Raw genomic sequence first — 14,299 nt, 5'->3', positions numbered from 1 at the left:
ACTTGGTCAAGCTCAACAAGATCTATACGCGCACCGGCGACGGCGGCACCTCGGGCCTCGTCGATGGCTCGCGCCTGCCCAAGCACGATCAGCGCTTCGAAGCGATCGGCACGGTTGACGAGGCGAACAGCGCGATCGGCCTGGCCCTCGTGGTGCTCGCCGGGACCGAGCCGGGCCGCGAACTGCAGCGCGTGCAGAATGACCTGTTCGATCTGGGAGCCGACCTTGCCACCCCGGGCGAGGATTTTGCGCCGTCCGAGATGGTCCTGCGCATAGTCCCTGCGCAGAGCGAATGGCTCGAAACCGCGATCGACGCGATCACCGCGTGGATCGACCCGCTGACCAGCTTCATCCTTCCGGGCGGCAGCGAGGCTTCTGCCCGCGTCCACGTCGCCCGCGCCGCCGTGCGCCGGGCGGAACGGGCAATGGCGGCGCTGGCCCAAGAAAGCCCGGTCAATCTGGCGGCACTCAGCTATATCAACCGGCTGTCCGATTACCTCTTCGTCCTCGCCCGCGCGGTGAACGATGGCGGCAAGAATGACGTGCTCTGGGTGCCCGGCGGGAACCGCTAGGGGAACAGGCAGCCCTGCCCGGCGTTCCCTCTTCAAGGAGAACGTAGATGAATGACAAGAACCACGATCTTGCCCCCGAAGCGCACAACCTCGAGCAGGACGACGAAGCCGCGCAGGCCCAGCAAATCGCCGAAGAAGCCGGTAATCCCGACGATTCCAGCCCGCTCGATAGCGAGAAGGTTGGCGGGGGCGTCGAAGGTGTCGACGAGCAAGACCTGATCGACCACATGCGCGACATGGAAGCATCGGGCCGCATCGACATGGGTGCCTTTGCCGGCGAACCCAACATGGATGATGAAGACGAAACTTACGGCGAGGGCCACGACCCCGACAAGGTCTAGGTCGCCGCGTCCCGTTTCAATTCATACAACAGGTCGAGCGCCTCGCGCGGACTGAGGGAATCGATATCGAGACCCTCCAGCTTCTCGCGGAGGCGGTCGACCTTTTCCTCCGCCGCGTCGAGCGCGGCGGCGAACAGCGGCAAGTCACCAAGCCCAGCCGCCAGCCCGCCGGTTTCCGCGCGGCCCTTTTCCAGCTTCTCGAGCACGGTCTTGGCGCGCGCCACCACTGGCGCAGGCACGCCAGCCAGCTTGGCAACTGCGAGGCCATAGGAACGATCCGCCGGCCCCTCTGCTACTTCATGCAGCAGGACGAGGTCACCCTTCCATTCGCGTGCGCGGACGTGGTGGAGCGACAGCGCCTCGCAGGTGTCCGCCAGCCGCGCCAGCTCATGGTAATGTGTGGCGAACAGGCAGCGTGAACGGTTGTTCGAATGAACCGCCTCGGCCACGGCCCATGCCAGCGCGAGGCCGTCATAGGTGGAGGTGCCGCGCCCCACCTCATCGAGGATAACGAAGCTGCGCTCCCCTGCTTGGCTCAAAATCGTGGCGGTTTCGACCATTTCGACCATGAAGGTCGAGCGTCCGCGCGCAAGGTTGTCCGATGCGCCAACGCGGCTGAACAGACGGTCGACCAGGCCCAGCTTCGCGGCTTCGGCAGGTACAAAACCGCCGGCCTGCGCGAGGAGGACGATCAGTGCGTTCTGGCGCAGAAATGTGGACTTGCCGCCCATGTTCGGCCCGCCGACCAGCCACAGCCGGTCGTTCAATGACAGCGCGCAATCGTTGGCGACAAACCGTTCGCCCTTCGCCGCGAGCGCAGCTTCGACGACAGGATGCCGGCCACCGGTGATTTCGAGGCAGGGGTCTTCGAGCAATTCTGGGCGGGACCACCCGCCTTCCGCTGCGCGCTCCGCCTGACCGGCCGAAACATCGACCCGCGCCAGCGCCGCAGCGGTGCGGGCAATGCCTTCGGCCTGAGCTACTGCAGCGGCGACCAGTTCCTCGAAATGTGCTTCCTCGGCGGCGAGTGAATGGCCGCCCGCCTCGCCAATGCGGCTCGCCTCTTCATGCAGGGCGAGCGCATTGAAGCGCACCGCGCCGGCCATGGTCTGGCGGTGGGTGAATCCAGATTCCGGCACCATCAGCCGGTCGGCGTGCTTCGCCGGGACCTCGATGAAATAGCCCAGCACGCCGTTGTGGCGGATCTTGAGCGCGGCCACCCCGGTTTCGTCGCGGTACTTCGCTTCAAGCGCGGCAATGGCGCGGCGGGCGTTGCCGGCGGTGGCGCGCAGGGCATCAAGCGCATGGTCATAGCCCTCGGCGATGAAACCACCCTGGCTGCGTTCGGTCGGCGGCGCTGGCACCAGCGCGCGGCTATAGAGATCGACCAATGCGCCGTGCCCGCCTAGCAGCGGGAGCAATTCGTCAAGCAGCGCTGGCCGGTCACCCCGCCGCAGCAGATGGTCGCGCAGGCGACGCGCTTCGGACAGGCCATCGCGCAATTGCCCCAGATCACGCGGACTGCCGCGTCCCGCGACAACGCGCCCGAGTGCACGCCCCACGTCGGGCAGGGCCCGCAAGACGGCGCGCAGGTCATCGCGGAGCAACGGATCTTCGTGCAACCACTGAACCAGCGCCAGCCGCGCCTCGATCGCGGCAATGTCAGTCAACGGGGCGGAAAGGTCCTCGGCCAGCTGGCGCGCACCCGCGCCAGTAACGCAGCGGTCGACCGCATCGATCAGGCTGCCGCGCCGACCGCCTGAGCTGGATTCGAGCACCTCAAGGCTGGCCCGCGTCGCCTCGTCCATGGCCAGATGCGCCGCGCCGTCGCGCATCACTGGCGGCAACAGCAGCGGCAGATTGCCCCGCCCGACATGGTCGAGATAGGCGATGAGGCCCCCTGCCGCCCCCAGCATCGCCCGGCTGAACTGGCCAAAACCGTCCAGCGTCGCAACGCCGTGAACGCCGCGCAGCCGCACCTCGCCAGAATCGCTGCCAAAATCGCGGGCCGGACGGCCAATGGTATCGAGCGGCGCGTCTTCCCAGCCTTCGGGGCAGACAAGTTCGCTCGCCCCGAGCCGCGCCAGCGCCGCGCCGATCCGGTCGGGGCCGCATTCCTCCAGCTCCATCCGGCCGGTGGAAATGTCGACGGCGGCCAGCCCGATTGCCCCACGCACCTCGCAAACCGCCGCCAGCACATTGGCGCGGCGCGGTTCTAGCAAAGCCTCTTCAGTCAGCGTTCCGGCGGTGACAAAGCGGACTATATCGCGCGCGACCAATGCCTTCGATCCACCGCGCTTCTTTGCCTGCTCGGGCGTTTCGGTCTGCTCGGCAATCGCGACGCGGCATCCCGCCTTGATCAGGCGAGCAAGGTAGCCTTCCGCCGAATGGGCCGGCACGCCGCACATCGGCACGCCGTCGCCCCGGCTGGTCAGAGCGATATCGAGCACTTGCGCCGCCGTGCGCGCATCGTCGAAGAACAGCTCGAAAAAGTCGCCCATGCGGTAGAACAGCAGGCAATCAGAGGCCTGCGCCTTAAGCGCATGATATTGCGCCATCATCGGCGTGGCGGGGCCGGGCGGGGCCGAAGGAGTCGTCGATGCGTGCATCGCGGCGATGATTAGACCTTGCGAAGTCGATTCGGAAACGGTGTCACTTCCGGCTTTCCCCTATCGTCTTTCGCGCTTTGCCGTTAGGGCCGGCTTGGCAACGGGAGAATTCACGCGTGTCCGACGAAAGTAACGTCAAGTTCACCGAGCGCGAGGCGCTGTTCTATCACAAGACGATCCGTCCGGGTAAGATCGAGATCATCGCTTCCAAGCCGATGGCGACCCAGCGCGACCTGAGCCTTGCCGATTCCCCCGGCGTCGCGGTGCCGGTGCAAGCCATCTACGACGACCCTGCAACGGCCTATGACTATACGGCCAAGGGCAACCTCGTCGCGGTCATCACCAATGGCACGGCCATCCTTGGCATGGGCAACCTTGGCGCGCTGGCGTCGAAGCCGGTGATGGAAGGCAAGGCGGTGCTGTTCAAGCGCTTCGCCGACGTCGATTCGATCGATATCGAGCTCGACAGCGAAGATCCCGATGCGCTGATCGAAGCCATCGCCATGATGGAGCCAAGCTTTGGCGGCATCAACCTTGAGGACATCAAGGCTCCCGAATGCTTCGTTATCGAGCAGGCCCTGCGCGAGCGGATGAAGATCCCGGTGATGCACGATGACCAGCACGGCACGGCGATCATCGCTGCCGCCGGGCTCGTCAATGCCTGCCATATCACTGGCCGCAAGTTCGAGGACATCAAGGTCGTGGTGAACGGCGCCGGCGCTTCGGCGCTCGCTTGCACCGCGCTGATCAAGTCGATGGGCGTACGCCATGAAAACGTCACCGTCTGCGACAGCAAGGGCGTGATCTATCGCGGCCGCGCCGGGATCGACCAGTTCAAGTCGGCCCATGCCATCGATACCGACAAGCGCACGCTCGCCGAAGCCGTCGTCGGCGCTGACCTGTTCCTTGGCCTGTCAGTCGCCGGCGCAATGTCGCAGGACATGGTCAAGTCGATGGCCAAGAACCCGATCATCTTCGCCATGGCCAACCCGGACCCGGAAATCACTCCGCCCGATGCCATGGCAGTGCGCCCTGATGCCATCGTCGCCACTGGCCGTTCGGACTATCCGAACCAGGTCAACAACGTGCTCGGCTTCCCCTTCATCTTCCGCGGCGCGCTCGACGTGCGGGCCACCGCGATCAACGAGGAAATGAAGATCGCCGCCGCCCGCGCCATCGCGGAACTGGCGCGCGAGCAGGTGCCCGAGGAAGTCGCGGCGGCTTATGGCAAGAACCACCAGTTCGGCCCCGAATACATCATCCCCGCCCCCTTCGATCCGCGCCTGATGGAAGTGGTTTCGTCCGCCGTGGCCAAGGCGGCGATGGATTCGGGCGTGGCGCAAAAGCCGATCGAGGATTTCGACGCCTATCGCACCAGCCTCAAGGCCCGGCTCAACCCGACCACGTCGACCCTGACCTCGATCTACGCCAAGGTGAAGGCCAATCCCAAGCGGGTGATCTTTGCCGAGGCTGAAAACGAAGTCGTGCTGCGCGCGGCGATCCAGTACCGCGATTTCGGCTATGGCGAGCCGGTACTGGTCGGCCGCACCGAAGCCGTGCTGGCCAAGCTGGAAGAGCTCGGCGTCAGCAATTCCAGCGGCTACGAAATCCATAACTCGGCCACGTCGCCGCATGTCGGCGCGATGGTGGAGATGCTCTACGAGCGCCTTCAGCGCCGCGGCTTCCTTGAGCGCGACGTGCGCCGCATGGTCAATCAGGACCGCAACGTCTTCGCCAGCGCCCTGCTCAAGCTGGGCATCGGCGATGCGCTGATCACCGGCGTGACGCGTCCGTTTGGCCAGACGATGAAGGAAGTGCGGCAGGTGCTTGATCCCAAGCCCGGCTACCTGCCTTTCGGCACGCACCTGATGGTCAACAAGAACTACACCGTGTTCCTGGCCGATACGACCGTGAACGAGCGGCCGAGCGCCGAGGATCTGGCGATCATCGCCAAGGAAACCGCCGCAGTGGCCCGCCGTCTCGGCCATGAACCGCGCGTTGCCTTCCTGTCCTACTCCACCTTCGGCAACCCGCACGGCAAGTGGCTGGAACCGATCCGCGAGGCCGTGGCGATCCTTGATGCCGAGGGCGTGAGCTTTGAATATGAGGGCGAAGTGGCCCCCGATGCCGCGCTCAACCCGAAGGTCATGGCGAACTATCCGTTCAGCCGCCTGTCCGCGCCGGCCAATGTGCTGGTGATGCCGGGGCTGCAATCGGCCAATATCTCGGCCAAGCTGCTGCGCGAACTGGGCGGTGGTGCCACTATCGGGCCAATGCTGGTCGGCATGGAAATGCCGGTCCAGATCGCCCCGATGACGGCAATTGCGCCCGATATCCTGACGCTGGCGGTGCTGGCTGCGGGCGGGGTTGTGGGTTAAAGACCCCAGATCCAATTAGTTGTCACCCCGGGCTTGACCCGGGGTCCCGCTTCCTCGGCCGGGCCGCAAAAGAAAGCTGGATCCCGGGTCAAGCCCGGGATGACGAGAGAATTGGAGCGGGTGTTGCCCGTTACTAAACCCGCGCCGCAACCCAGGCGATTGCCATGGCCGAGGGCAGGAAGAACGCCTGCGCCAGCAGGGTCCCCACCAGCCGGCTGATCGATACCCACACAATCGTGCGGCGGAACAGGCCGGCGTCGACCCGGCCTTCGACAACGTCGTCGGTCAGCACCGAAATCTGCGGGTCGATCAGGGCGAAAAGCAGGATCGTCGCCACGCCGTTGATGATAGCCGATAGCTGCGAAGCGGTGACGCGGAATTCCGGGTTGAGATAGCCGGCATACAACGAGGCCAACACGCCCACAGACAGCAGCGCCTGCGCCAGAACATTGGCCAGCAGCACGCCCCAGCCCACGCCCTGCATCGAAGCGAGCGTCTTCAGATTGCTTAGCTTGGGCATGGTCAGCGACTGACGGATCGTACTCAGCCCACCGGGCGTCACCGTGTGCAACAGCAGCTTTCCGGTAGATCGGGTGCGCTGAAAATAGCCGATGGCATCCGCGAACAGGCGCTGGCCGGTGGGCACCAGCAGAATTCCGGCAAAGACCGCCACGCTCGCGCTGGCCAGCACCATGCGGAAATCGCCGAGCAAGGCATCCCCGCCGCCGTTCGCCAGCCGGTTCTCGATGCGCTTGGCAAGGAAGGGCCCAAGGAACCCGTTGGCCGTGCGGCTTACCAGCACGAGGATGTTGAACAGGGCAAAGCTCATCGCGATGCGCCCGGTGCGCACCCCGGCAATCCGCGCGGCATAGGCCAGCGCGCCGATCAGGTTGATGCCTGCAGTGAGCAGACAGATCACGAGCAACTTGCTGTCCAACGCGGCCTCCGCTCAGCGCGCCGCGAAACGGCGGCAAGGAGGATCAGGTAACCGCTCGCGAGTCACCGGTCCAGCGCGCCGGATCAGCCCCATGCCCTATACACGCCGTAAAGGCTGGTGAGAGTGAGCACGACGCCAACCAGGATCAGCATCGGCCGGGCGGGGAAATGCTTCGCGGCCCATGCCGCCATTGGCGCGGCGAGCACGCCGCCGATCAGCAGGCCAAGCGTTGCGCCGGCAAGGTCGGTAATGCCGATGTGCCAGATAAAGGTCGCCGAAATAGCTAGGGTGAGGAAGAATTCCGCGGCATTGACTGAACCGACAACCTTGCGCGGCTCGACGCCCTGGATCAGCAGGTTCGAGGTGACCACCGGTCCCCAGCCGCCCCCGCCGGCAGCATCGAGGAAGCCGCCGATCAAGCCCAAAGGCGCAACGACCTTGGCCGGCTTCTGCTTTGGCGGATAGGCAATGCCGCGAATGAGCAAGTAAACGCCGATGAGGGTCAGGTAGATCAGGACAAACGGCTTGACCACGCTGGCGTCGAGCGAGGTCAGCAGATAGGCGCCGGCCACACCGCCAATGACGCCCGGAATGACCAGGCTGAGGAACAGGCGCTTGTCGATATTGCCATGCAGCAGGTGGCTGATACCCGAAGTGGCCGTGGTGAAGCATTCGACAAGATGGACCCGCTGCGAGGCGAGCGCGGGGGGCATGCCCATCACGCCGACCAGCAAGGTGTTGCAAATGACGCCAAAGGCCATGCCCAGCGCGCCATCGACCATCTGCGCAGCAAAGCCCACGAGGATGAAGGGCAGCAATGCCGACAGGTCAATCGTCGCAAACCAGGCCGCAATGTCCATCGAACCGAATCCCTTATTCTCAACTTTTCGAATAGAGATTCGTTCGCACCATGCCTAACAAGATTTTCATCGCGGGGTGCGAAGCGAAACTTTCGTGCGACGAACCGCACTGCGCCATTCGCTTCAGGCTGCAAGCGCCTGCCCGAGTGCTTCGACTGCCGCAGAATGGGGCACCTGACCCAGTTCCGACAGGGTCAGCAGATTCGCTTCGATCGCGTCGAGATCGTAGACGTAATTGACCATGACCCCGTGGCTTTGCTTGAGACCCCGCGCCGAAAGGTCGGCATCGGCGTGGATCGCTTCGAGCCGCGCGCCGTTGCCAAGATGGAAACGCGCGACGGGATCGAGCGGGCCGCCCTTGGTATCGCGGCCATCGACCAGATATTCTGCCGCCTTCGCCCGCAGCGGCTCACCGGCCAAACCGTCGGCTCCGCCCGCGCCCGCCAGCCAGCGAGCGAAGCCAGGAACTGGTGACAGCGTGGCAAAGCAGGCCAGCTGCGGCAATTCCTCGCGCAGCAGGCCGACCACGCGCTTGATCAGGAAGTTGCCGAAGGGAACGCCGCGCAGCCCTTCCTGGCAGTTGGAGATCGAATAGAAGATCGCGTGGCTGGCCGCGTGTGGATTGATCGGCACGCGCTTCTCATCAAGGATCAGCCCGATCGCGTCGGGCAAGTCCATGGTCAGCGCCACTTCGACGAAGATCAGTGGTTCGTCGGGCATCTGCGGGTGGAAGAAGCCGTAGCAGCGGCGGTCTGCCGGCTGCACGCGGGCGCGCAGATCATCCCACGATTCAATCGAATGAACCGCCTCATAGCGGATCACCCGTTCGAGCACAGAGGCCGAGGTTTCCCAGTCGATCCGGCGCAGTTCGAGGAAGCCGGCATTGAACCAGCCTTCGAAAATGTGCTCGAAATCGGCGTCGAGCGCGGCTTCGTCACCGGCGAGCCTGCCCTTGGTGAGCAGGTCTTCCCGCATGCGGATCAGGCGGCAGGTGCCGCCTGGCGCGGTGTTGAGCTTGCGGATCAGCTTGTGGCTGCGTGCCTCCGCCGCCTTGTGCAGCGCGCGGGCGGCGGGTTCGCCGGGCGCGGCTTGCCAATTGGCAATGGCGGCATCGATGGCCTTGCCATCACGCGGAAAACGGGCGCGCAGGCCGGAGAGGAACGCGCGCCGTTCTTCCAGTGAGGAGGCATCGTAGAGGTCGAAGAAGGCCGATGCCAGCGACGGCCCCGATGCCTTGCCCGAGACGGAAAGCAGCGTATCGGCAAGGTCGTTCATCCGGTCGACCGGGCCGATGTTATCGCCCTTGGCGCGGCTGATGCCGATGCGTTCGAGCAGGCGGCCAAGCCGGCCGGAGAGCAGAGAGTCGATCCTGTTGCGCACCTGAACCACGGCGTTCCCCTGTTGGACTATGCTGGCAAGCGACCTGGCGTTCATGAGCCTACTCCCGAAATGCAGGCCGATGCTACCGGGACAATCTGACGCCTGTATGACGCTTGCCGCACTGCAGCAAGGATGTGGTAGTCCGCGCCCGCATGGCAAGGGCCAAGCGCATCGCCGCGACGCTGATTTGACGCGGTTCGCCTCGCTAGAGCAGTTCTTTTGCCAGCACGCGCAAGTCGGCGAGCGATGCCGCCAGTCCCGCGCCGCCGGTGATGGTCTGGACGCAGACATGGTCCGCACCGGCATCGTGATGCTCGCGCACCCGCGCGGAAATGGCCTGCGCATCCCCCATCGCAAAGATGCCGTCCAGCAGCGCGTCGCTCTCCTGCTCGATATCCGCCTCGGTGAAGCCCAGCCGCTTCCACGAATTGCAGTAATTCGGCAGGCGGCGGTAATGAGTGAGCGCCTCGCTCGCCTTTTCGCGGGCGCGCACCGGATCGCTTTCGAGCACGACGCCCTGTTCGGGCGCGACCAGCTTGCCCGGCCCCATGATCGCCCGTGCCTCTGCCGAGTGCGCCGGAGTGATCAGATAGGGATGCGCGCCGCAGGTGCGCTGACCGGCGAGTTCGAGCATCTTCGGCCCCAGCGCGGCGAGGCAGGTCTGCGCCATCGGCATGCCTGCCGCCTCGAACGCGTCCAGCCACTCCGCCATCTTGGCCACCGGGCGGTTCCAGTTCTCACCAATCAGCGGACCGTGGCTGACCCCGAGGCCGAGCATCACGCGGCTGCGCTGGTGGTCTGGCAGGGCGAGGAACCAGGCGGCAATTTCCGCCGGTTCGTGCTTCCAGATGTTGAGGATGCCGGTGGCCACGACGATGCGCTGCGTCGCCGCCAGCAAGTGATCGAGATCGCCGGTCACATCGCCGCCGATGCCGCCCGGCACCCAGATCGCGCCATAGCCCAGCGCTTCAATCTCCGCCGCGCCGCTCGCTGCTTCGGCCTTGTCGCCAAAGCGCAGTTCCATCGACCAGACGCCGATTTTACCCAGATCCATTTTCCGCTCCCGAAATCGTTCGCCTGACTTGGTGGACTGCACCGCCCGCCTGTCAACGCGAAAGGGCCCCTTCCCCGCCGGGAAGAGGCCCCTTTTCGCTCTGGCGTTAAACGCCTTGGCGGGGGGTTATGGAGAGGAGGTTACTTGGCCTGCGGTGCCGCGGCTGCCGCACTGTCCGGCAGGCCGCCAAGCTGGCCGACCAGCTTGGTATAGGCATCGAGGTAAGCGAGCACGATGATCTGGCCGATTTCGGTATTCTGATAGCCGCCGCCAGCCGCCCCGGCAAAAGTGCCGCCGCTGAACAGCCCGCCACCACCGCCGCCGAAGCCGATGTCGCTCTTGCGGGCATAGCCTTCGACCGAGAATTCCTCAGTCGTGCGGGCATTGACCACGGAGAGCGTGACGTTGGCCTCACCCTTCTTGACGCTGATCCCGCCGATCAGGCCACCTGCCATTTTGCCGAACATGCCGCCCATACTGCCGCCGACCCCGCCGAGCACGCCGCCAAAGCCGCCGCCGCTCGATTTCTTGTTGGCCGAGACGATGTTGGGTTCAAGGTAGTAGTCGGCGGTCTTGACCTGGCCCTTGCCGAGGTTGGAACCGTCCTGCAGCTCGCCCGAATCCGCCATCGCGCGTTCCATCGCGCGGCTGGCCATCGTGCGGCCACGGTTGACCATGGTGAAGCAGCCGGACTTTTGCGCGAAGATCTTGAGGATCGCTTCGGGGCTGCCGACGTTGAGTTCGCGCCACCACTGGGTGTCAGGCTCGACGATCGCCAGCGCGCCCAGGTTGCGGCCGCAGGTCGGGATCTCCTGCACGCCCTTGGTTTGCTTCTGGCGGGCGGACGAGCCCTTGTCTGCGCCCGAGGCGCTGGTGCTGATGCCGCCGATGGCCACGGCGATGGCTGCAAGGCTGCAAAGGATCTTCTTCATAAAGTCGCACTCCCCAATGTGGAGCGTCAGCGCCAATGCCCTCCAGCAAAGCCGACGTCCGGAAACTGATTACGACCCGTTGATTGCCGATGCCCCTTACCAAGGCAAATGACGAATGTTGTTAGTAGCCAAAAACTGCCATGTTGTCGATCAATCGCGCCTTGCCGATCCGGGCTGCCACCAGCAGCCGCGCCGGCTCGTTGCCAAGCTGCGACCGGACTTGAAGCGAATCGGCATCGGCGAACTCGGCATAATCGATTGCGGCGAACCCGCCGGCGATCAACGCCTGCCCCAGCGCCGCGATCGCTGCTTCAGGCGCGGTGCCTGATCGCACGGCGGCGATAGCAGCCTGCATAGCGCGCGGGAGAGCGGCGGCCTGCGCGCGCTCTTCTACCGTGAGGTAAGCGTTGCGTGATGACATCGCCAGACCATCCGCCTCGCGCACGGTCGCCACGCCCAGAATCGCCTCCGCCTTCGGCAGTGACAGATCAAGATCGCGGGCCATGCGGCGGATGACTGCCAGTTGCTGCCAGTCCTTTTCGCCAAACAGCGCGATATCGGGCCGCACCTGGTTGAACAGCTTGCACACCACCGTGGCGACGCCATCGAAATGCCCGGGCCTCGCTGTGCCGCACTGGCCTTCACTCACGCCGGTCACTGAAATGTTGGTGGCATAGCCGGGCGGGTACATCGTCGCGCCATCGGGGTTCCACACCAGCGACACGCCCTCGCCCCCCAACAGCTCGCAATCGCGCTCGAACGGGCGCGGGTAGGAGGACAGGTCCTCGTTCGCGCCGAACTGGCGGGGATTGACGAAGATCGACACGACAACATGCGCGGCAAGCTTCCGGGCTTCGCTCACCAGCGTAAGGTGGCCGTCATGCAGCGCGCCCATCGTAGGCACCAAGGCAACCGGCCCGTCGGCGCGCAAGAGCTCAACCGCTTGGCGTAGTGGATCAATGCGATTGACGGTTTGCACGGCGAGAGTCCCTTGCGTTAAAGACGCAGTGCCCTAGCGCGGGATAGCTGCGCAGACAAACCACACAAAGGCTTACCGAACACCGTGATTACTGCCCCCGGCCCGCATCGTATCGTTTTCGCCAATGAAAAGGGCGGCACCGGCAAGTCGACCACAGCGGTCCACGTCGCCATTGCGCTGTCCTACATGGGCGCGAAAGTCGCCGCGATCGACCTCGATCCGCGCCAGCGCACCCTGCACCGTTATCTGGAAAACCGTGCCGAGACGGAAAAGCGGCGCGGCATCACCCTCCCAACCGCGCGGTTCGAAGTGTTCAATGGCGACACGACCGAGCAGCTCGGCGCCATGACTGCCGAGGTTGGCGCGGGCATGGACTTCCTCGTCTTCGATACGCCGGGGCGCGACGATGTCTTCGCCCGCCACGCCGCGACCGGGGCCGACACGCTGGTCACTCCGCTCAACGACAGCTTCGTCGACTTCGACCTGATCGGGCAGGTCGACGCGGAGACCTTTAAGGTCCGGCGCTTGTCATTCTATGCCGAACTGATCTGGGAAACCCGCAAGAAGCGCGCGATGATGACCATCGAACAGGGCAGGCGCGAGCTTGACTGGGTGGTCGTGCGCAACCGCACCGGCCATATCGAGGCACGCAACCAGAAGCGACTTGAAGGTGCCCTCAAGGAATTGTCGAAGCGCGTCGGCTTCCGCATCGCCAACGGCCTGTCGGAACGCGTGATCTACCGCGAGCTGTTTCCCTCGGGCCTGACCCTGCTCGACAAGGGCCACCTCGGCGATCTGGGCACCAGCCATCTTGTCGCCCGGCAGGAAATGCGCGCCCTGCTGGCCTCGCTTGCCTTGCCGATGCCGGGAACAAGACCGGCTGAACTCGCTTTAGCCTGATTGAAAGGGACCGGAGGCAATGCTCAAACTCGTCCTGATCGCCGCAGTCGTTTCCTTTGCCTGCCGGTACATGTTCGGTCGCTGGCCGTGGGAATTCCTCAGCAGCCGGCCGACCCGCGAACAGGCGCGGTTCAAGGCGCGCAAGCTGCTTGCCGTGCGCGCCGAGGCTGGCCGGAAAGACATTATCGAGGCGCATCGCCGCCTCATCACCATGGTCCACCCGGATCGCGGCGGAACCAATGCCCAGGTGCACGAGGCCAACGCCGCGCGCGACCTGCTCCTAGACGAATTGCCAGACTGAGGGCCCATGACACACAGCTTCCACCCGACCGTCCTTCGCGAATACGATATCCGCGGTATCATCGATGAAACGCTGGGCGCCGCCGACGCCTATGCCATCGGCCGGGGCTTCGCCACGCTGATCAAGCGCGCGGGAGGATCCAAGGTCGCGGTGGGTTATGACGGGCGCATCAGCTCGCCCATGCTGGAAGAAGCTGTCGTGGCAGGACTCAACGACAGCGGGGTCGATGCGCTGCGTGTCGGCATGGGGCCGACCCCGATGCTCTATTACGCCGAAGCCTCAATTCCAGAGGTACAAGGCGGCATTCAGATAACTGGCAGCCACAATCCCGCCAATTACAATGGCTTCAAGATGGTATTTATGGGGCTGCCGTTCTTCGGCGCCGATATCGCCAAGCTGGGCAAAATGGCCGAAGCCGGAGACTGGATCGACGGTGAGGCATCCGGCGGGAAGGGCAGCAGCGAGCACCGCGAGATCCTGATCACTTATGTCGACCGGCTGGTTGAAGGGCTGAACGGCATCGCCCCCGAAAGCCTGAGTCATCTGCGCATCGGCTGGGACGCTGGCAACGGCGCTGCTGGACCCGCTCTCGAACTGCTGACGAAGAAACTTCCCGGTGAGCATTATCTTCTCTTCACTGAAGTGGACGGGACGTTTCCGAACCACCATCCGGACCCGACTGAGGAGAAGAACCTTGCAGACCTGAAGGCGCTGGTCGCGGCGAAGAACCTCCATTTTGGTGTAGCTTTTGACGGCGACGGCGACCGCATCGGTGCGGTCGATGGTGAGGGGCGCGTGATCTGGGGCGACCAGTTGCTCATGATCTACGCCGAGGACCTCCTGAAAATGGTCCCCGGATCCACGATTATCGCCGATGTGAAGGCCAGCTCCGCCCTATTCGACCGGGTCTCTGCACTTGGTGGAAAACCCCTTATGTGGAAAACCGGACATAGCCTTATCAAATCCAAAATGAAGGAAGTTGGTTCGCCGTTGGCCGGCGAGATGAGCGGCCACGTGTTCTTCGCGCATGACTACTACGGCTTCGACGATGCGCTT

General features: G+C 64.5%; 13 protein-coding genes. 6 read left to right on the top strand and 7 right to left on the bottom strand.

The features are described from left to right. Nucleotides 1-2: 2 nt before the first annotated feature. Together RMO89_RS18150 and RMO89_RS18145 are read left to right on the top strand one after the other, a co-directional pair. Complete coding sequence (locus RMO89_RS18150) at nt 3-572, top strand: cob(I)yrinic acid a,c-diamide adenosyltransferase (protein WP_310534921.1); 570 nt, start codon at nt 3-5, stop codon at nt 570-572. A 47-nt stretch (nt 573-619) separates the two neighbouring features. Further along, entirely contained in the window at nt 620-913 is a 294-nt protein-coding gene (locus RMO89_RS18145; protein ID WP_310534920.1) for a hypothetical protein, read from the top strand. On the opposite strand, the gene mutS is transcribed toward RMO89_RS18145, so the two are convergent. Next, nucleotides 910-3,474, bottom strand: a complete 2,565-nt coding sequence (gene mutS, locus RMO89_RS18140; protein ID WP_310534963.1) for a DNA mismatch repair protein MutS — start codon at nt 3,472-3,474, stop codon at nt 910-912. The genes RMO89_RS18145 and mutS overlap by 4 nt on opposite strands. Nucleotides 3,475-3,638: 164 nt before the next feature. Here mutS and RMO89_RS18135 point away from each other — a divergent pair, with 164 nt between their 5' ends. Then, entirely contained in the window at nt 3,639-5,900 is a 2,262-nt protein-coding gene (locus RMO89_RS18135) for an NADP-dependent malic enzyme (RefSeq protein ID WP_310534918.1), read from the top strand. A 133-nt stretch (nt 5,901-6,033) separates the two neighbouring features. Here RMO89_RS18135 and RMO89_RS18130 read toward each other — a convergent pair whose 3' ends face one another. From RMO89_RS18130 to panC, 6 genes are all read right to left on the bottom strand, one after another. Continuing rightward, the gene (locus RMO89_RS18130; protein WP_310534916.1) at nt 6,034-6,837 is read right to left on the bottom strand and encodes a lipid II flippase Amj family protein; all 804 of its coding nucleotides are present in this window, start codon (nt 6,835-6,837) and stop codon (nt 6,034-6,036) included. Nucleotides 6,838-6,920: 83 nt separating this feature from the next. Continuing rightward, nucleotides 6,921-7,697 carry a sulfite exporter TauE/SafE family protein gene (locus RMO89_RS18125; RefSeq protein WP_310534914.1) on the bottom strand — a complete coding sequence of 259 codons (777 nt, stop codon included), beginning with the start codon at nt 7,695-7,697 and terminating at the stop codon, nt 6,921-6,923. Nucleotides 7,698-7,820: 123 nt separating this feature from the next. Then, nucleotides 7,821-9,131, bottom strand: coding sequence for a malonyl-CoA decarboxylase (locus RMO89_RS18120; RefSeq protein ID WP_310534913.1), 1,311 nt, complete (start codon nt 9,129-9,131; stop codon nt 7,821-7,823). A 151-nt stretch (nt 9,132-9,282) separates the two neighbouring features. Then, entirely contained in the window at nt 9,283-10,131 is an 849-nt protein-coding gene (locus RMO89_RS18115) for a TIGR03620 family F420-dependent LLM class oxidoreductase (RefSeq protein ID WP_310534911.1), read from the bottom strand. A 140-nt stretch (nt 10,132-10,271) separates the two neighbouring features. Then, complete coding sequence (locus RMO89_RS18110) at nt 10,272-11,063, bottom strand: CsgG/HfaB family protein (protein WP_310534909.1); 792 nt, start codon at nt 11,061-11,063, stop codon at nt 10,272-10,274. Nucleotides 11,064-11,184: 121 nt separating this feature from the next. Continuing rightward, a complete protein-coding gene (gene panC / locus RMO89_RS18105; RefSeq protein ID WP_310534908.1) occupies nt 11,185-12,042 on the bottom strand; it encodes a pantoate--beta-alanine ligase in 858 nt (285 codons plus the stop codon). Nucleotides 12,043-12,129: 87 nt separating this feature from the next. Here panC and RMO89_RS18100 point away from each other — a divergent pair, with 87 nt between their 5' ends. The 3 genes from RMO89_RS18100 to RMO89_RS18090 all read left to right on the top strand — a co-directional run. After that, nucleotides 12,130-12,942: a division plane positioning ATPase MipZ gene (locus RMO89_RS18100; RefSeq protein ID WP_310534962.1), complete on the top strand. Its 813-nt coding sequence runs from the start codon at nt 12,130-12,132 to the stop codon at nt 12,940-12,942. Nucleotides 12,943-12,961: 19 nt separating this feature from the next. Continuing rightward, complete coding sequence (locus RMO89_RS18095) at nt 12,962-13,243, top strand: molecular chaperone DnaJ (RefSeq protein ID WP_310534907.1); 282 nt, start codon at nt 12,962-12,964, stop codon at nt 13,241-13,243. Between the two features lie 6 nt (nt 13,244-13,249). Continuing rightward, nucleotides 13,250-14,299, top strand: a 1,050-nt coding sequence (locus RMO89_RS18090) for a phosphomannomutase/phosphoglucomutase (RefSeq protein ID WP_310534906.1), incomplete at its 3' end; no start/stop codon positions are given.

This window comes from Novosphingobium sp. (genome assembly GCF_031424035.1).
Lineage (GTDB): Bacteria > Pseudomonadota > Alphaproteobacteria > Sphingomonadales > Sphingomonadaceae > Novosphingobium.
Note: the sequence above shows the minus strand (reverse complement) of the source record. Positions and strands in the feature narration are given on the sequence as shown.

Coding starts and splice junctions, on each gene's coding strand:
- RMO89_RS18145 (WP_310534920.1), top strand. CDS start 620: ATGAATGACAAGAACCACGATCTTGCCCCCGAAGCGCACAACCTCGAG.
- mutS (WP_310534963.1), bottom strand. CDS start 3,474: ATGATGGCGCAATATCATGCGCTTAAGGCGCAGGCCTCTGATTGCCTG.
- RMO89_RS18125 (WP_310534914.1), bottom strand. CDS start 7,697: ATGGACATTGCGGCCTGGTTTGCGACGATTGACCTGTCGGCATTGCTG.
- RMO89_RS18120 (WP_310534913.1), bottom strand. CDS start 9,131: ATGAACGCCAGGTCGCTTGCCAGCATAGTCCAACAGGGGAACGCCGTG.
- RMO89_RS18115 (WP_310534911.1), bottom strand. CDS start 10,131: ATGGATCTGGGTAAAATCGGCGTCTGGTCGATGGAACTGCGCTTTGGC.
- RMO89_RS18110 (WP_310534909.1), bottom strand. CDS start 11,063: ATGAAGAAGATCCTTTGCAGCCTTGCAGCCATCGCCGTGGCCATCGGC.
- RMO89_RS18095 (WP_310534907.1), top strand. CDS start 12,962: ATGCTCAAACTCGTCCTGATCGCCGCAGTCGTTTCCTTTGCCTGCCGG.